Annotated in this window: 18 protein-coding genes; 9 read left to right on the top strand and 9 right to left on the bottom strand. The window is 67.7% G+C overall.

Annotated features, from left to right (window positions below; translation table 11 throughout):
- Positions 1-11: 11 nt before the first annotated feature.
- On the bottom strand, positions 12-764 hold the full coding sequence (locus tag KTR9_RS23810; protein WP_010843152.1) for a metallophosphoesterase: 753 nt from the start codon (positions 762-764) through the stop codon (positions 12-14).
- Between the two features lie 370 nt (positions 765-1,134).
- Here KTR9_RS23810 and KTR9_RS23805 point away from each other — a divergent pair, with 370 nt between their 5' ends.
- Together KTR9_RS23805 and KTR9_RS23800 are read left to right on the top strand one after the other, a co-directional pair.
- Positions 1,135-1,620, top strand: coding sequence for a MarR family winged helix-turn-helix transcriptional regulator (locus tag KTR9_RS23805; RefSeq protein WP_044507383.1), 486 nt, complete (start codon positions 1,135-1,137; stop codon positions 1,618-1,620).
- A gap of 19 nt (positions 1,621-1,639) precedes the next feature.
- A complete protein-coding gene (locus KTR9_RS23800) occupies positions 1,640-3,346 on the top strand; it encodes an MDR family MFS transporter (protein ID WP_014928515.1) in 1,707 nt (568 codons plus the stop codon).
- 33 nt (positions 3,347-3,379) lie between these two features.
- On the opposite strand, the gene KTR9_RS23795 is transcribed toward KTR9_RS23800, so the two are convergent.
- From KTR9_RS23795 to KTR9_RS23770, 6 genes are all read right to left on the bottom strand, one after another.
- A complete protein-coding gene (locus tag KTR9_RS23795; RefSeq protein ID WP_044507381.1) occupies positions 3,380-3,676 on the bottom strand; it encodes a hypothetical protein in 297 nt (98 codons plus the stop codon).
- 116 nt (positions 3,677-3,792) lie between these two features.
- Positions 3,793-4,557, bottom strand: coding sequence for a dienelactone hydrolase family protein (locus tag KTR9_RS23790; RefSeq protein ID WP_014928513.1), 765 nt, complete (start codon positions 4,555-4,557; stop codon positions 3,793-3,795).
- A 42-nt stretch (positions 4,558-4,599) separates the two neighbouring features.
- The gene (locus KTR9_RS23785; RefSeq protein ID WP_014928512.1) at positions 4,600-6,981 is read right to left on the bottom strand and encodes an ATP-dependent DNA ligase; all 2,382 of its coding nucleotides are present in this window, start codon (positions 6,979-6,981) and stop codon (positions 4,600-4,602) included.
- Between the two features lie 89 nt (positions 6,982-7,070).
- Positions 7,071-7,484 (bottom strand): DUF5994 family protein, encoded by a 414-nt coding sequence (locus tag KTR9_RS23780; RefSeq protein WP_010843144.1) that lies wholly within the window; start codon positions 7,482-7,484, stop codon positions 7,071-7,073.
- On the bottom strand, positions 7,481-7,747 hold the full coding sequence (locus KTR9_RS23775; protein ID WP_010843143.1) for a hypothetical protein: 267 nt from the start codon (positions 7,745-7,747) through the stop codon (positions 7,481-7,483). Before KTR9_RS23775 ends, KTR9_RS23780 begins: the two co-directional genes overlap by 4 nt.
- A complete protein-coding gene (locus KTR9_RS23770) occupies positions 7,744-8,169 on the bottom strand; it encodes a hypothetical protein (protein ID WP_014928511.1) in 426 nt (141 codons plus the stop codon). Before KTR9_RS23770 ends, KTR9_RS23775 begins: the two co-directional genes overlap by 4 nt.
- Before the next feature lie 192 nt (positions 8,170-8,361).
- On the opposite strand from KTR9_RS23770, the gene ku reads away from it, so the two are divergent.
- Together ku and KTR9_RS23760 are read left to right on the top strand one after the other, a co-directional pair.
- Positions 8,362-9,369, top strand: a complete 1,008-nt coding sequence (gene ku, locus KTR9_RS23765) for a non-homologous end joining protein Ku (protein ID WP_014928510.1) — start codon at positions 8,362-8,364, stop codon at positions 9,367-9,369.
- A gap of 73 nt (positions 9,370-9,442) precedes the next feature.
- Entirely contained in the window at positions 9,443-10,777 is a 1,335-nt protein-coding gene (locus KTR9_RS23760; RefSeq protein WP_014928509.1) for an MFS transporter, read from the top strand.
- Between the two features lie 43 nt (positions 10,778-10,820).
- On the opposite strand, the gene KTR9_RS23755 is transcribed toward KTR9_RS23760, so the two are convergent.
- Complete coding sequence (locus KTR9_RS23755; RefSeq protein WP_044507377.1) at positions 10,821-11,726, bottom strand: LysR family transcriptional regulator ArgP; 906 nt, start codon at positions 11,724-11,726, stop codon at positions 10,821-10,823.
- 23 nt (positions 11,727-11,749) lie between these two features.
- The gene (locus tag KTR9_RS23750) at positions 11,750-12,796 is read right to left on the bottom strand and encodes a hypothetical protein (RefSeq protein WP_014928507.1); all 1,047 of its coding nucleotides are present in this window, start codon (positions 12,794-12,796) and stop codon (positions 11,750-11,752) included.
- A 93-nt stretch (positions 12,797-12,889) separates the two neighbouring features.
- On the opposite strand from KTR9_RS23750, the gene KTR9_RS23745 reads away from it, so the two are divergent.
- The 5 genes from KTR9_RS23745 to idi all read left to right on the top strand — a co-directional run bounded on the left by KTR9_RS23745 (position 12,890) and on the right by idi (position 16,612).
- On the top strand, positions 12,890-13,507 hold the full coding sequence (locus KTR9_RS23745; RefSeq protein ID WP_014928506.1) for a TetR/AcrR family transcriptional regulator: 618 nt from the start codon (positions 12,890-12,892) through the stop codon (positions 13,505-13,507).
- A gap of 74 nt (positions 13,508-13,581) precedes the next feature.
- Entirely contained in the window at positions 13,582-14,217 is a 636-nt protein-coding gene (locus KTR9_RS23740; protein ID WP_014928505.1) for a LysE/ArgO family amino acid transporter, read from the top strand.
- A gap of 117 nt (positions 14,218-14,334) precedes the next feature.
- The gene (locus tag KTR9_RS23735; protein ID WP_014928504.1) at positions 14,335-15,201 is read left to right on the top strand and encodes a YhjD/YihY/BrkB family envelope integrity protein; all 867 of its coding nucleotides are present in this window, start codon (positions 14,335-14,337) and stop codon (positions 15,199-15,201) included.
- 19 nt (positions 15,202-15,220) lie between these two features.
- Entirely contained in the window at positions 15,221-15,904 is a 684-nt protein-coding gene (locus KTR9_RS23730; protein ID WP_014928503.1) for a CDP-alcohol phosphatidyltransferase family protein, read from the top strand.
- 138 nt (positions 15,905-16,042) lie between these two features.
- A complete protein-coding gene (idi, locus tag KTR9_RS23725) occupies positions 16,043-16,612 on the top strand; it encodes an isopentenyl-diphosphate Delta-isomerase (protein ID WP_014928502.1) in 570 nt (189 codons plus the stop codon).
- The last annotated feature ends 22 nt before the right edge of the window (positions 16,613-16,634 follow it).

Genomic DNA, 16,634 nt, shown 5'->3' with positions numbered 1-16,634 from the left:
GCGGGCACGCGTCAGAACATCACCGATCGGAAGTGGGTGACGAACCGCTCGTCCTCGTAGAGGTGGAACGCGATCCCCGGCGGCTGACCGCGATTGACGACCTCCCGGCCCTCGAATGGGAGGTTGAGCGTCGACGACACACCCGGCGCGACGCACAGCGGGCGTTCGGCGAAGGTGGTCACCGCCGGGGTGTGCGCGTGTCCGCAGAGGAACGCGACGATGTTCGGGTGTTGTCCGACCAGGGCGGCGAGGCGGTCCTCGTCGTACTGGCGGATCGAGTCCATGAACGGCATGTGCAACTCGACCGGCGGATGGTGAAAAGCGATGAACACCGGGGTGTCCGAGGGTGTAGCGCTGAGCCGGTCCGACAGCCAGGCGATCGTCGCGTCGTCGAGGCGGCCGTCGTTGCGGCCGGGTATGGAGCTGTCACACATCAAGAAGAGAACATCGGAACCGTCGCGTCCGCGCACCGTCCGGGCGTGATTGATCGGACCGGAGGTCTCGGTGCCGATGAGGGCGGCGCTGAACGGTTCGCGGACGTCGTGGTTGCCGGCCGTGATCAGCATCGGCAGCGGACTGTCGAGCACCCCGTGGGCCTCGCGGTACTCGCTGGCCGCACCCTCATCGGCGATGTCGCCGGTCACCAGCAGGACGTCGATGCCCGCGGCACGAGCATTGATGTAGCTCAGTGCGGCCTGGATGCGGGCCCGATTGAACCGCGTCCCGTTGAAATGCAGGTCGCTGATGTGGGCGACAACGAACACGAAGAGCTCCTGTCACGGTTCCTGACTCCCACGAGGCTAACCGCAGGCAGGGTCCGGCGATGCATCGCCCACTGCGCCACGAGGCGCAACGCACTTCCGCGCCGCCGATGTGGCTCAGCCCGCTTCTCCGATCGACGCCGGTAACGTCGGACGGCCCGCGAGCGACATGTGGGTGAGTCGCCGACCTGCCAACCCCCGACCTGGCAGGTCGGCGGCTGTCTTCGGGTGCGTCCCCGGGCGACCACCCGATCCCCGGCATCGAACTGTTTGCATTCTCTCCCGTGTGCGTGCACACTTGCGTTCGGCAACTAGTTGCACACCGCAACTAATTGCAAAGTGAAAGTAAAGACGTCGCCCGGAGGTGAGTGCTGTGCCGGCTCTCGATCACCAGGCGTTCGACGACCTGTTCGAGACGCTGCAGCGGTTCGTGCGGATCCGCGAGCGGGCGGTCCACACCACGTTCCGGACGCGCGAGGGTGAGTTCGAGGCGGCAGCGTTCAAGGCACTGTTCCCGCTGTCCCGACGATCGATGCGATCCCGTGAGCTCGCCGAGGCGATGAGTGCCGATCCGTCGACGGTGAGTCGTCACGTGGCACAGCTCGTGGACCACGGACTGATCCGCCGTGAGGCGGACCCCGACGACGGCCGCGCCACCCTGCTCGTCATCACCGACGCGGGCCGGGACCGCGTCCTGGGTATGCGCGAGATCCGGCGATCAGCGATGGCCGGCGTGATGGCGGATTGGTCGGACGACGAACTGCACACCCTGGTCAGGCTTCTCGGACGATTCGTCGACGCTGCCGATGCGGCCCTCAACCCGGCGTGCCCAGCCCGCACGCCGGACGCGGATGCATGAAACCCGTGAAAGGACGACAATGACAGACTCCCCGTCGGGCGCCGACACAGTGGCCCACGACGATGAGGTCGCCGGTGCCGGACTGACCCATCGCCAGATCCTGACCATCCTGGCCGGACTCATGATGGGCATGTTCCTAGCCGCGCTCGACCAGACCATCGTGTCGACTGCGATCCGGACCATCGCCGACGACCTGCAGGGCTACGACATGCAGGCCTGGGTGACCACGGCCTACCTCGTCACCGCGACGATCGTGACACCCCTGTACGGCAAACTGTCCGACCTCTACGGCCGCAAACCGTTCTTCCTGCTGGCGATCTCGATCTTCATCGTCGGTTCGTTGCTGTGCACGATCGCCACGTCGATGTACGAGCTGGCCGCGTTCCGCGCTTTCCAGGGACTCGGCGCGGGCGGGCTGATGACCCTCGCCTTGACCACCATCGGCGACATCGTGCCGCCGCGCGAACGTGCGAAGTACCAGGGCTACTTCCTCGCCGTGTTCGGTACCTCCAGTGTTCTCGGCCCGGTCCTCGGTGGCCTGTTCGCCGGCCAGACGACGATTCTGTGGGTGGCCGGCTGGCGCTGGGTGTTCCTCGTGAACGTGCCGATCGGCCTCGTCGCACTCTTCGTGGTCTACAAGGTGCTCAACTACGACCAGCAGAAGGGTGTCGGCGGGCGTACCGACTACTGGGGCGCGACAGCGCTCGCCGTCGCGGTGGCGCCGCTGCTCATCGTCGCCGAACAAGGGCGCCAATGGGGTTGGAGCTCCGGGCTCTCGATTCTCTGCTACGTGATCGGCGTGCTCGGTATCGCCGCGTTCATCTGGATCGAGCACAAGATGGGCGACGACGCGCTGATTCCGTTGCGCGTCTTCCAGAACCGGGTGTTCAGCCAGGGCATCATCATCTCGGTCGTCATCGGTGCCGTCATGTTCGGCGGAATCTCGATGCTGCCGCAGTACTTTCAGGTCCTCCGCGGATCGAGCCCGATGGTCGCCGGGTTGCAGATGCTGCCCATGGTGCTCGGTCTCATGACCGGCTCGATCCTGTCGGGCCAGCTGATCTCCCGTACCGGCCGCTACAAGATCTTCACGATCATCGGCGCGGTGCTGATCACCGCCGCCACCTTTCTGCTGCACCTGGTCGGCACCGACACCCCGGTCTACCTGGTCATGCTGATGGCGGCGCTGCTCGGTTTCGGTCTCGGCAACCTGATGCAGCCGATCACCCTGGCCATGCAGAACATCCTGCCGCCCACGGACATGGGCCTGTCCACCGGTACCGCCACCTTCTTCCGCCAGATCGGCGGGACACTCGGCGTCGCGGTCTTCTTCTCGATGCTGTTCTCGTTCATGGGGCCGAGCATCCAGGACGAGATGGTCGCCGCGGCAGCCCAGCCCGAGTACCGGGCCGCGGTCGTGGAGGCCTCCCAGAGCAGCGACCCGCAAGTCAGCGCGTTCGGACAGTCGCTCATCGCGGCCGCGCAGAACCCCGGCGCCGCGGCCGGATCGTCGGACAGCGTCATGAGTGACACCTCCGTGATCGAGAAGCTGCCCACCGAGGTGGCACAGCCGATCAAGGAGGGCTTCGCCGACTCGATGGACCGCGTGTTCCTGGCGGTGTCGATCATCTCGCTGCTGGCCATCATCGGCACGATCACGTGGAAGGAACTCCCGCTGCGCCAAGGGCGCCCGATCGGTGCACCGGGGTCGACGCCCGCCTCGTGAGGAGGCCTGATCCCAGAGGTGGGTCCGTGATCCTCAGGAGGCGCGGGCGGTGGGGAGATCGGTGGCGTAGCGGATCACGGAATCGACTCGGCCGAAGCGCCGTTCGATGATCACGATCGCCTCGGCGAGCTGCTCGGGATCGTCGACATCGGCGACGAGTGCCGTCGTGTACCCGTTGTTTCCCACCATGAACGGCAAGACGGCGGAGTACTCGCTGCTGACGACGGCCACCGGGATGTCGAGGCGGAACAGGGCGTGGGCGTAATCGATGGCGGCGGGATCTTCGAGGACCACGAGCGGGACGGAGACGGTGTTCTTGCTTCTTCTCATGTGTCGAGAGTGGACTCGTAGTGTGGTCGGGTTCGGAATCCTCTGTGGATTGGCTGTGAACGTCGCAGCGACAGCGCATCTCATTGCCGGTTGTCCGGCCACGTGCCGCGACCGACTCACTCGGACAAGGTCCTGCCGAACAGGGCCTCGAGTTCGGTGAAGTGATGTTCGCAGGCCTCGTGGTGGTAGGCCTCCAGGTCGGACATCGTATAGCCATGCGGTGCACCGGGGTAGACGGTCGCCGAATGCGCCACGCCCCCGCCGATCAGGGCGTGTTCGAACTGGGCCACTGCCATGGCGGGTAGCGACCGGTCCCTGTCGGCGTGGATCGCGAGGACGAATGCGTTGATGCCGACCAGATGCAGGTGCGGACTGTCGTGGTCGTCGGTGACGAGTTCGCCGGTGTGGAACATGCCGACCGCGGCCACATCGTCGGGCCGGGCGGCTGCGATGTTCAGCGCGAGCCGACCGCCCATGCAGTAGCCGGTGACACCGATCGGGCCGGGCGCGACGCCCGGCAGGGAGCGCAGCGCGTCGAGGTAGGCGACGAGGTCGGGGCGCACCGCGTCGGGGGTGAGGGTCCGCGCCCGAGGCATCGCGGATCCGAAGAACGCGGCCCGAGCCTCGGGCAGCAGGAGATCCTCGGTGGGTGCCCAGTCGGCGGGGGACCCGAACCGGTGGAACAGGTGCGGTACCAGCACGACATAACCCCACGACGCGATGCGGTCGGCCATGGCCTCGATCCGAGGTCGTAGTCCGATCACGTCGGTGAGGAACAGCACGCCGGGTAGAAGGGCGCCGGGTGACGACGAGTCAGGCCGGGCCACATAGGCATCGGTGTCATCGTCGGCCGCGGCGATGGTGATCGTCTCGCCGGTCATGTCCACGCTCCTGTTCTCGTCCGGTCGCAGTGCCGTCGCAGCTCAGAGGTCACCGGGCAGTTTGTCCCGGCGGATTCCCCGCCAGCTGGGGTGACGCAGGTGCCCGGCCGTCGTCCAGTCCATGAAACGGACCTCGCCGACGATCTTGGGGAGCACCCACACCGCACTCGACTCGACCGGGCGGTCGAGTTTGTCCAGGAACGGCGACCGCGAGATCTCCAACGGGCCGAGTTCCTCGGCGAGCGAACGCAGCTGGGCGTCGGTGAAACCGGTGCCGACCCGACCGACGTAGCGCAGTCCCGTCTCCTCGGGCAGACCGATCAGCAGGGACCCGATGGTGTGCGCGCGGTTGCCGCGCCCCGGTCGATATCCGCCGACGACGACCTCGATGTCGCTCCAGTTCTTGTGCTTCAGCCAGGTCGTCGACCGGCGCCCCTGCTGGTACACCGAGTTGCGGCGTTTGGCGACAACGCCTTCGAGATTGTGTTCGCGGCTGTACTCGACAGCGGCCGATCCCGGGCCGGGGAGCAGCGGCGGAACTTCGACGAAGGCGGAGTTGCGGAACGCAGGTGCGAGTTCCTCGAGGAGCTCGCGCCGGACCGACCACGGCTTGCGCAGCAGCGACGAGCCGTTGAGGAACAGGATGTCGAACAGGTGTAACCGCAGCGCGTACGGCTCGTCGGTGTGCCGGCGCGAGGTCAGGAGGGTGAAGTTGGTGCGTCCGGAGGAGTCGATGGCGACGACCTCGCCGTCGAGTACCACGTCCATGAGCCCGAGATCGTCTGCGAGACCGGCGAGTTCGGGGAAGTCGGCGGTCATGTCGATGCCTGATCGGGAGGTGAGCCGGAAGTCGCCGCCGACCGAGCGGATGAGCAACCGGTACCCGTCCCACTTCCCCTCGAACGCCCAGTCGCGGCCGTTGAGACCGTCGATCGACTCATCGGTTGCGAGCATCGGGCGTGGATCGGTGAGGCTGTCGGGGACGATCGGCCGCGGCTCGTCGCTCATGAGGTGGGCGAGCCAGTTCTTCTCCCCGGTTCGGATCAGCGCGTACCGCCCCTGGACGCGCTCGCCGTGCAGGCGGACGATGACCTCCTTGTCCCGCCACTTCTCGAGCTCGAATGTGCCCTTGTCCCAGATGGACACGTGCCCGCCGCCGTATTCGCCCGCCGGGATGTCGCCTTCGAAGTCGGCGTAGTCCATGGGGTGGTCCTCGGTCTGCACCGCGAGCCGGTTCTGATCGGGATCGGTGGGCAGGTTCTTCGGCACCGCCCACGACACCAGGACGCCGTCGTGCTCGAGGCGGAAGTCGTAGTGCAGGCGTCGGGCGTGGTGTTCCTGGATCACGAAGATCGGTGCCCGGTCCGTCGGGGAGTCCGTGGAATCGGGCTCATCGGAGGGACTCTCGGACTCCACGCGCTGCCGGTACACCTCGTCGCCGAAAGGCTCGGGCGTCTTCGACTGGTCGCGCTTGCGCCGGTACTCCTTCAGATTGATGACCTGGCCCGCCGCGGGCTCGACAACGGGTTCCGACCCGCCGTCATCGGCGTCGCGGTAGGGGTCGTCGAGACCGTCGAGGAGATCGCCGAACTCGTCGACCCGGTCGAGCACCTCGGTGTAGAGCAGCTGGGAGAGCTTCGGGTCCTCCATCTCCTCCCAGGTGCGCGGCGCCGCCACCCACGGTTGCTCGCGACCACGCAGCGAGTAGGGGGCGAGGGTGGTCTTGGCGGCGTTGTTCTGGCTCCAGTCGATGAAGACCTTGTCGTCGCGCAGCGACTTGGACATCTTGGCGGTGATGAAATCGCTGTGCTGGCGCGCGAACTCGTTGGCGACCTCTTGTGCCACCTTGCGCGCCGCGTCGGACGTCACGGGTTTGGGAAGCCGTGCGTAGAGGTGGATGCCCTTTCCGCCGCTGGTCACCGGGTAGGTGGTCGCCCCGCCGAGCCAGTTGCGTATCTCGCACGCGACCTCCGCGGTCCGGTGCAGCGGCACCCGTGGACCGGGATCGAGGTCGAAGACGATGCGGTTGGCCATGGGCGCTCCGTCGGGCCCCATGGGGAGCCGCCACTGCGGTGTGTGGATCTCGAGCACGGCCATCTGGGCGAGCCAGACCAGCGTGGCGCGGTCGTCGGCCATCGCATAGGAGATGACCCGTTCACTGTGCTGGATGCCGTGGCGTCGAATCCATTCGGGCGCGCTCTCGGGGACGTTCTTCTCGAAGAACGGGGTCGATTCGACGCCGTTGGGCCACCGCTTGCGGGTGATCAGGCGATTGCGTACATGGGGGAGGAGGACGTCGGCGATGCGCGAGTAGTAGTCGATGACCTCGAACTTGCGGGTCCCGGTCGCCGGATAGAGCACCTTCGAGAGGTTGGTGATCGAGATCCGGCGGCCGTCGACCTCCAGAATCTCGCCGCCTGCCATGTCCCCCATTGTCCACAATGTCGGCTGGATGGGTCACCGGCCGGCGGATTCAGCTGTCTCGCCACAAGCGGCGCCGGCGGACCCGCCGACTATGTCGGCGGGTTGAGGAGCGTCGAAGCGCTTCCGGTGCTGTGCTTGTCGGTGGCTCGCGTCATGATCTCGCGCGCGGTCCGTGCATCGGTGTCCGGGGGGATCACCGCGAGTGTGAGCGTATTCGCGGCGCCCGTGAATCTGACGGTTGCCGGTGTCCAGACCGTGAACCCTTCCAGACTGATCCGTTTTCCGTCGATCGCGATCTTGGTGGTGTCGGAGGATTCCCAATCGCGGACGGCGTAGCCGACGCGTTCGAGTCGCTTCAGGTGTTCTTCGATCGCGGGTGCGATTGCGCGCGTCTCGTCGGCGAGGTCTCGGGTGTGGGGCCACCACGCTCCGTCGACCGAGCCGCGGTCTGATCCGGCGGGTTTGAACTGTATCCGTGACGAGGGTGAGGCATCTGGAGTCATGAGGTGCTTTCCTGGGGTTGATGTCCGTTCCGGCCATTCGCCGGGAGCGCAGAGGCGGAGGGGGCGGCGGGGGAGGGGGAGGAAGTTGCGGCCTTGGCGATGATGAGGTCGTTCTCCAATTCCGCCACGGCGCTGAGTATGTGGGCGCCGAGGTCCTTGATCACAGCCGCGGTCTCGGGGTCGAGCGAGCTGCCGGCGGCGAGGCCGAGGAGCTGGGAGTTGAGCTTGCGGGTGATGGGCGGGAGATCGGTTCGTGTCGTCATCGGCGTGCCGAGTCCGCTTCGATCAGCACATCCGAGAGAGTCCCGCCGCGTTCTGCCGCCAGGATCACGCGCTGCCAGATCTCTTCGGCGAACGACCGGTGGACGTCGGTCGCCAAGAGGATGACCGGGTGGGAGTCGTCGTCGACAGTCGCTGTGCGTGAATGGCGGGAGCGTCTCACGTTGCGCCGGGCGAGCACATCACCGACGGGTCGTCCCGGGGTCGCGGCGGTGGCGGGGGCGAACCAGACGTCCCATTCGGCCAGCGTGTCACCGGGTACACGCCGAGAATCCTCCTCCTGGATACCGGAGACGACGATGTCCGGATGGTGAGAATGCCCGGGACGCGCGCGGTGATAGTCCCCGGTGTGTCCGTACAGACGGCTGCGTGGGGCGGTGTCGAGAATTCGCGAGGTGGTGATCATTGGGCGACCGCCCTGCCTGACCGCCAACGTCGAGCGGCCATACGGCACCGGGGCGCTGGCAGAATGCCGCCAGATATGAGATCCGGTGTATCGCCAAGCCTACACCCGGAAATCCACTCCGGAGCGGTGCTCACCCACCGGATTGCCGTTCCCTACCGCCATCGGAGGCCAAGTCCTGGCAGAATGGCATCCATGCGCTCGATCTGGAAGGGCGACCTCAGCTTTGGTCTGGTCAATGTGCCGGTCAAGGTCTATTCGGCGACCGAGAGCCACGACCGCAAGTCCTACCAGGTCGACTCGTCGGACGGCACCCGCATCCGCTATCGCCGCGTGCGCGAGGGCACCGACAGCGAGGTCGACTACGGCGACATCGCCAACGCCTACGAAGCCGAGTCCGGCGAGACGGTGATCCTCACCAAGGAAGACCTCGCGTCGCTGCCGGTGCAGAAGAGCCCCGAGATCTCGATCCTGGAGTTCGTGCCCGCCGAGCAGGTGGACCCGATCTACTTCGACAAGCCCTACTATCTCGAGCCGTCGTCGAAGTCGCCGAAGGCCTACGTCCTGCTGGCGAAAGCGCTGGAGGAGACGGACCGGCTGGCTATCGCCACGTTCACCCTGCGCAACCGCACCCGCGTGGCCGCGCTGCGTGTCGTCGACGGCGTGATGACGCTCCAAACCCTGTTGTGGCCCGACGAGGTCCGTAAACCCGACTTCGGCTTCCTCGACGACGACACCGAGATCCGCGATCAGGAACTCCAGATGGCGGCGTCCCTGATCGAGTCGATGGCGTCGGACTACGACCCCTCGGAGTTCGAGGACACCTATCAGAACGAGTTGACCAAGCTCATCGAGGCGAAGTCCGAGGGGGGCGAGGCGTTCCCCGAATCCGACGACGAGGACAAGGACACCGACGACTCCGACGTCGCCGATCTCCTCGCCGCACTGCGTGCCTCGGTGAAGGACCGCGGGGGTTCGGACTCCGACTCGAAGGACGCCGACTCGAAGGACACCGGCACGGAGGGCACCGGGGCCGAGAAGGCGCCGGCCAAGAAGGCTGCGGCGAAGACCGCCGCGAAGAAGGCCCCGGCCAAGAAGGCGGCCGCCAAGTCGACCGCGAAGAAGACGTCCTCGGGCGGTTCGGCAGGCAAGACGACGGCCAAGAAGTCCCCGGCCAAGAAGTCCTCGCGGAAGGCGAGCTGACCGCACCACCGGAGAACCGGCGTTTGCGAAAATCGGCTGGCACTCCGCCCGGCGGTTCGGGCAAGCTCGAAGGGTGACATCCGCCGTCGACTCCCGTCTGCCCCGCGCGCTGTTGCCGTTCGCGCGCCGGCAGTACCGGCTGCTCGCGTCCGGACTGATCCTCGCGATGTTCGCCGACGGTGTGTGGACGATCGCGGTGATCTGGCAGGTCATCGCGCTCGGTGGCGGCCCGGGCCAGGTGTCGCTGGCCACCGGCGTGGCCGCGGTGGGGATGCTGTTCTCCACACTGGCCGGCGGTGTGCTTGCCGACCGTATCTCGCAGCGCCACATAATGATCGGGCTCGAGGTCGCGAAGATGGTCGCATTCGGTGCGATCGGTCTGGCGTCGATCACGGGTGTGCTGCAACTCTGGCATGTGGTGCTGGCGTCGCTGCTGGGCGGTATCACCACCGGGATGTACTACCCCGCCTACTCGGCGCTCCTGCCCGGCATCGTCGCGCCTTCGGAACTGCAGGCGGCCAACGGGATCGAGGGATTCTTCCGTCCCGTCGTCTTCCAGGCGGTCGGCCCGATGGTCGCCGGTGCCGTCATCGGTGCCTGGGCGCCGGGACCCGCGGTGCTGATGGCGGCGATCGCGGCGATCGCCTCCGGTGCTTGTTATCTCGCGATGTCGCCGGTCACCGCACGGCGCTTCGGAGAGGCGGCGCAGGACCAGTCGGAAGTGGCGGTCGAGGGCGCCGGCGTCCGCCGGATCGTCACCGACCTGGCCGAGGGATTCGTCTACATGGCGCGGACCCCGTGGCTGTGGGGGACGCTGCTCTTCGCGTGCGTGCTGGTGCTGGCGACGCTCGGTCCGATCGAGGTCCTCGTCCCGTTCGCGCTGCGCGAGCGTATCGACGGAGGCGCGACCCAGCACGCCTGGGTTCTGGCCGGGTTCGGGCTCGGTGCGGCCGCGGCCTCGTTGGTCTTCGCCTCGATCCCGATGCCGCGCCGGTACCTGACCGTCATGTTCTCGCTGTGGGCGTTCTCGAGCCTGCCGCTGGTGTTGATGGGTCTCGCCGATTCGACCTGGATGTTCATCGCCGCCGGGGTGACCATGGGCATCTTGTTCGACGGCCCGATGGTCCTGTGGGGGACGCTGTTACAGCGTCGGGTCCCGCCCGCGCTGCTGGGTCGCATCGCCAGCCTCGACTTCTTCGTGTCGGTCGCGCTGATGCCGGTGTCGATGGCGATCGCCGCCCCCATCTCCTCGGCCATCGGACTGACCGCCACGTTCGTGCTGGCCGGGTTGTTACCGGTGCCGATCGCGTGGGCCTTCTACGTCGCCGCGCGCATGTGGCGCGACGAGATCGAGAACCCCCTCGTCGACGACGCGCACCCGAAGCTGGTCGACCCCGCCGTCCTATAGTCCGAAATCGCGCGAACCGCGGCTTCGGGCTATGGAATCGGCTCTAGAGAACACGGGCGGCGCCTTCGACGACACTTGCCGTGAGTGCTTGTAGCAGAGGTGAACTCAACTTCCAGTACTGCCAGTACAGCGGGACGTCGATGTGATGGTCGGCGATGAGGCGGACGCGACCCGCGTCGAGAGCCTCGGCGATCTGGACGACGGGGACCGCGCCCCAGCCGATCCCGAGCGTGACGGCGCGGTGGTATTCGGTCGACGCCGGGATGTAGACCGCCGGCGGGTCGACGGGCCGGCCCGCGAGGGCCGCCGAGATGTTCCGCTGAATGTGATCGTTGCGGTCGAACTGCACCATCGGGGCGCGGGCCAGGGAATCGGCGTCGGGTCCGTCGGGCAGCCAGGTCTCGATGAATTCCGTTGTGGCGACGGGCAGATAGCGCATCGTGCCGAGCGACTGGAGTGCACACCCGCGAATCGCCAGAGGCTCCGAGGTCACCGCGGCGAGCACGTCGCCGGTGCGGAGCAGGGTGCTGCTGCGTGTCTCGTCGTCGCGGAAGATCTCGACCGCCACCGCGTGTTCCCGGTGGAACTGTGCCAGTACCGGCAGCAACCAGGTCGCGAGGGAATCGGCGTTGGTGGCGATCGGGAGGTGGATGCGTGGACGCTCGACCAGTGGCAGCCCGTCGTCGTCGGGGGCGCCGACGAACTCGGCTCGTGTCTCGGCGAGGAGGAGTTCCCATTGTTTGGCCAGGCGGACCAGCACCTCGCCGTCAGGGGTGGCGGTCGCGGGCTTGGTCCGCCGCAACAGGACCCGGCCGGCAGCGGACTCGAGCGCCTTGATCCGCTGGCTCACCGCCGACGGGGTGATGTGCAGGGCGGTGGCCGCGGCGTCGAACGTTCCCTCGCGCAGCACCGCGGCCAGCGTGCGCAGGCCTTCCTGGCTGATGTCCACGAGCCGAGGCTAGACGACCCGGATCAGGCCGGGACGGAACTCGGCTCGGCGGCCCGGCGCCCGCGCATCACCCCGAGTGCGAGCAGTCCGGCGCCGATCGCCACCCAGCCGACGAGCACGGCTGCTTCTCCGGTGATGCTCGCGGCCGGGAAGTACGCGACCGAGCGGAGCAGCGTGCCGCCTGCGCCGGGTGGCAGCCACTGTCCGATCGCTCCCCACGGGGCGGGGAGCAGGTACGGGGACGACGCCAGACCCGACAGCGGGTTGGAGATCAGCACCATCACCAGCGCGGACACCCCGACACCCGCGGTACCCAGAAGGCTTCCCGCGCCGACCGTGAACCAGGTGATCGCACCGATCATCAGCGCCGCGGCGAGACCGACGGCGCCGACTGCACCGTCGATGACGCCCAGCCATGACCATGTCGCCGCGAAGCCGAAGCCGGCCATCAGCGGACCCAGGACCGCCAACGTCACCTGCATCGCGACGCGCCCGCGCAGCGCGACCGCCGCTGCTCCGCCCAGTGCCATGCCGGCGATCAGCAACGGCAACAGTCCGGCGGCGAAACCGGTTCCGCGGGCGTCGGTTTCGGGGGTGGGGACGACTGCTTCGATGGCGACGGGTACGCGTTGAGCGGTGGCGATGCCACTGCCCACCCCGGAGACGACCTGCGCCAGCACGGGGGATCCCGCCTCGGCGGTCAGGACCGTGACCCCGCCGGGTCCGACCGCGATCGCGCCCACCAGATCGCGCCGTTCGATCGCGGCGCGGGCGTCGTCGACGTCGGTGAGTCGTTCGACGACGAAGGCGTCGGGGCCGGCCCGCTCGGCGAGTGCCGACTCGATCGTCTGCGCGGCGGCCGGAGGTGCGACGAGACCCAGTGGGGCCTCGTGTGGTTCGGGATCGACGGCCAGCGACACGAACATCGCGGCGATCGCGACCACGAGCGTCGGGATTCCGACGATCATCGCCGCCACCTGCCGCCAGCTCGGTGCATGGCCTGACGCGGGTCCCGCGGTCGCGCCGGGGCCATCTGGTCGGGTATCCGTCGGGTGCAGCTCGGTGGTCATGACGCCTCCTAAAAAGAACGAGCCTTCGTTTTGGAAAGTATGCGCCGACCGTCGGGTGGAATCAAGAACGAATATTCGTTTTAGACTGTCCGCATGCCGAAGATCAGCGACGAACGCAAGCTCGAACGAAGTCAGCAGATTCTCGACGCCGCTCGCCGCTGCTTCATCGACAAGGGGTTCCACCGCGCGTCGATGTCCGACGTGATCCGGGAATCCGGGCTCAGTGCGGGAGCCGTCTACTCGTACTACTCCTCGAAGGAGGAACTGATCGCCGCGGTCGCGCGGTCGATCTTCGTCGCATACGAGACGGGCATCAACGGCTTCGACGACCCGGGGGCCCGACCCGCCTCACCCGAGGCCGCGGTGCGTTCGCTCGCGGAACGGATCCTGCTCGAGATCGCCCCGCTGACCGACGGTTTCCGGATGGTTCTGACGGTATGGGGTGAGGCCTCGAACAATCCCGCCCTTCGCGAGACCGTCGGCGACATCGTCCGTGGATTGCGCGGGGTCTTCGAGCGTGTCCTGACGGACTGGCGGGCGGCGGGTCGCGAACTGCCCGCGGAACCCACGATCCTCGCCCAGGTGATGGTGTCGGTCATGCAGGGAGCGGTCGTGCAGCAGGGACTGGTCGGCGACGTGGAGATCGACGACTACATCGACGCGTTCTGCGCGGTCCTGCGCGTCGCGGGACTGGGCGACGACGGCGCCTAATCTGAAGCTCAGCTGTTGATTCGTGAAAAACTTTCGCTGTACTGAGGCAGGTAGGCGCTCCTAGCGTCGTCCCGGTGACCGTCTATCTAGTTCCCGCGCTCGCCGGACTCCTGACCGGAGCCGGCCTGATCATCGCCATCGGACCCCAGAACGTCTTCGTGCTGCGCCAGGGTGTCGCGCGCCGACACACCGCGTCGATCGTGGCGGTCTGTGCGGTCTCCGACATCGTCCTCATCGTGGCGGGTGTCGCCGGACTCGGCGCCCTCGTCGGCGCGCATCCGGAGGTGGTGACGTTCGCCAAGGCGGCCGGCGGACTCTACGTGGGGGCGCTGGGGGTGCTGGCCGTCAGACGCTGCCTGCGCAGCAACGAGGTGATCGAGGCCGAGGCCACGGGGGTCGACGACAGGGGAGCCGAGTCCACCGGACGCTGGATCGCGGTGGGCACGGCGCTGGCCCTGACCTGGCTGAACCCCCACGTCTACCTCGACACCGTCATCACCATGGGCGCCATCGCGAACGGACACGGAAACGGCAAGTGGGCGTTCGCTTTCGGTGCGTGCATCGCGAGCGTTCTGTGGTTCACCGCCCTCGGCGGCGGGGCACGCAGGCTGTCCGGGTTCTTCGCGAGTCCGCGTGCGTGGAAGGTGCTCGACGCGGTCGTCGCCCTCATCATGCTGGGTATGGCGGTGGCTCTGTTCGCCTCGATCTGACGCCGGATCGGAGTCGTCCGGAGATCGCCCGACACGACCAGCGGCAAGCCACTGCGGCGTAGGCGTGGAGTTTTCGGGTATCCCGGAGGGGTGACACCGCGCCGATCGGCCCCCACGGTGACTCGCGAGACCTCGTTCCGCGAGCACGCGAAGACGCTCGACGTCCGTGCGCTGGTGACGGATGTCCGTACCACCCTCGGCCGCGGGGACCTCGCGGCTGCCGCCGCCACGCTGACCTACTTCGCCGCGATCGCCGTCGTCCCGTGGGCGCTCCTCGGGATCTGGTCGACGACGTGGCTGCGCGGCCCGTCGGCCGCCGAGTCCCTGTCGGAGCTTCGCGTGCTCATCCCGCCGGCGATGGGCGGCCGCGGTGTCTTCGACGAGGCAGTCGTGATCGGCACCGGGCTGTCGCTGATGAGCGCTGTCGTGCTGCTGTTCCCGGCGTCGTTCTACGGCGAGGGACTACGCCGTGCGTGCATGACGCTGTATCCGCGGGACGACCGGTTCACCGGCTGGCGGTCGCGGATCTGGGTGCTGGGGCTGGTCGTCGTCGTGCCGCCGCTGGCCTTCGTCGTCGTCGGCGTCGCGGGCACGCTCACCACGCTCGCGCCCGACGGCGGCGGGACGGGCGGTCTCGGGGATCTCGTGGTGCGGATCGTGGTCGAGTTCATCGTCGTCTGGCTGACGGTGGCCATTGCGCTGACGTGGGTGTATTGGCGGGTGACGCCAGGTGAGCCGACGCTGGGAGTCGCGGCGGTCACGGCTCTCGGGACCGCGTCGTTCATCGCCGGGTTCTTCCAGGGCTTTCTGCTGTTCCTGTCCCTGCCGATCGACGTCGGTATCCCGTACGGGGGGCTCCGGGTGATCGGCGGCGTGGTGGCGGTCGGGCTGTGGCTCTACGTCGCGCATGTCATCGTGATCGTCGGATGGGCGGTCGGGCAGGCGATCTCGAAGCAGAGGAGGGACCGTGTCCGCGGAACCTGAACACCTCGCGGCCGACCGGATGAAGTCCGCCCGGGACGAGGCACTCGACGCCTGGTCGGAACTCCACGGCGGTATCGATCCGAGGCAGAACCCGTGGGTGCGCGGCTGGGTGCTGATCAGTCATTGGTGCGCGCGCCCGCTCGCACGGCTCGGTGTGTCCGCCAACACCGTCACGGTCCTCGGCGTGGTCGCCACCGCGACGGCACTGTGTCTGACGATCCTCGGGGGCTGGTGGCCGTTGCTCGCCGCACTGGTCATCCTGGTGGCGGCGCTGCTCGACGGCGTCGACGGCGCGATCGCGGCCCAGACGCGAACGGCGTCGCGGTGGGGCCGGCTCAACGACGCCGTCGCCGACCGGTGCTCCGACGTCATGCTGATCGGCATCGTCGTGGTCGTGGGAGCGCCGTCGTGGCTGGGCGTCTCGATCGTGGTGCTGACCCTCATCCTCGAGACGACCCGTGCCACGGCGCAGGCGGTCGGGATGACCGGGCCGGGTGCGGTCACCGTGTGGGAACGACCGTCGCGGGTGATACTGGCGATCATCGCCGCGCTGTGTTCGACCTGGTGGTGGGCTACCGGCCTGGCCTCCGGCACCGTCACGGTGCTGGCCGCAGCCATCGCGGTGACCGGAGCCGTACTCGCGGTCGTGGGCACGATCCAGCTCGGAGTCGCGGTGCGGAAACAGACCCGACGGCTCGGATGATCCCGGGTGACGGACAGCTCCCCATCCGGATCGGGCGTCGGCGACGAAGTGCCCCCTGAACGACAATGCCCCGTGACGAACAATGGGGAACGGCGGGTGCCCGCTTCCAACGATCTCGACGCGATGAGGAAATCTTCGATGACCAACGACTCGGTGGTTCTCGCCGACGCCGACGGCCGCCCATGCGGCACCGCCGACCGCGAGGCGGTGCACGGGTTCGACACCCCGCTGCACTTCGCCTTCTCGTGCCACCTCGTCGTCGACGGCCGCATCCTCATGACGCGTCGGGCATTGTCCAAGCGGAGCTGGCCCGGTGTGTGGACCAACTCGTTCTGCGGGCACCCGCGTCCGGGTGAGGACGTTGTCGACGCCGTGCACCGGTACGCCGTGCGCGAGCTCGGTATCGAGGTCGCCGACGTCCGCTGCGTCCTGCCCGACTTCCGGTACCGGGCGGTCGACGCGAGCGGGATCGTGGAGAACGAGATCTGCCCGGTGTTCGTCGCGCGCCCGCTGGCAACGCCCCGACCCGCGCCCGACGAGGTCGCCGAACACGTCTGGGCCGATGTCGCCGACGTGTGGTCGCTCGTCGAACGCACCCCGTGGTCGGTCAGCCCGTGGTTCGTCGAACAGGTGCGCCAGCTGCCGAATGGTCACGACGGTTCGGTCCACGAGACCCATCCGGCGATGTCCCGGGCATCGAATTCATGACGTCAGGCAACCCGCGAAGTCA

This window comes from Gordonia sp. KTR9, from assembly GCF_000143885.2.
GTDB lineage: Bacteria > Actinomycetota > Actinomycetes > Mycobacteriales > Mycobacteriaceae > Gordonia.
This window is presented reverse-complemented; position numbering and strand designations above follow the sequence as displayed.

What these genes read in the sequence shown, in the direction of transcription:
- idi (WP_014928502.1), top strand. Translation starts at nt 16,043, where the DNA reads ATGACCAACGACTCGGTGGTTCTCGCCGACGCCGACGGCCGCCCATGC.
- KTR9_RS23750 (WP_014928507.1), bottom strand. Translation starts at nt 12,796, where the DNA reads ATGACCACCGAGCTGCACCCGACGGATACCCGACCAGATGGCCCCGGC.
- KTR9_RS23780 (WP_010843144.1), bottom strand. Translation starts at nt 7,484, where the DNA reads ATGACTCCAGATGCCTCACCCTCGTCACGGATACAGTTCAAACCCGCC.
- KTR9_RS23790 (WP_014928513.1), bottom strand. Translation starts at nt 4,557, where the DNA reads ATGACCGGCGAGACGATCACCATCGCCGCGGCCGACGATGACACCGAT.
- KTR9_RS23730 (WP_014928503.1), top strand. Translation starts at nt 15,221, where the DNA reads ATGAAGTCCGCCCGGGACGAGGCACTCGACGCCTGGTCGGAACTCCAC.
- ku (WP_014928510.1), top strand. Translation starts at nt 8,362, where the DNA reads ATGCGCTCGATCTGGAAGGGCGACCTCAGCTTTGGTCTGGTCAATGTG.
- KTR9_RS23800 (WP_014928515.1), top strand. Translation starts at nt 1,640, where the DNA reads ATGACAGACTCCCCGTCGGGCGCCGACACAGTGGCCCACGACGATGAG.
- KTR9_RS23775 (WP_010843143.1), bottom strand. Translation starts at nt 7,747, where the DNA reads ATGACGACACGAACCGATCTCCCGCCCATCACCCGCAAGCTCAACTCC.
- KTR9_RS23795 (WP_044507381.1), bottom strand. Translation starts at nt 3,676, where the DNA reads ATGAGAAGAAGCAAGAACACCGTCTCCGTCCCGCTCGTGGTCCTCGAA.
- KTR9_RS23770 (WP_014928511.1), bottom strand. Translation starts at nt 8,169, where the DNA reads ATGATCACCACCTCGCGAATTCTCGACACCGCCCCACGCAGCCGTCTG.
- KTR9_RS23745 (WP_014928506.1), top strand. Translation starts at nt 12,890, where the DNA reads ATGCCGAAGATCAGCGACGAACGCAAGCTCGAACGAAGTCAGCAGATT.
- KTR9_RS23785 (WP_014928512.1), bottom strand. Translation starts at nt 6,981, where the DNA reads ATGGCAGGCGGCGAGATTCTGGAGGTCGACGGCCGCCGGATCTCGATC.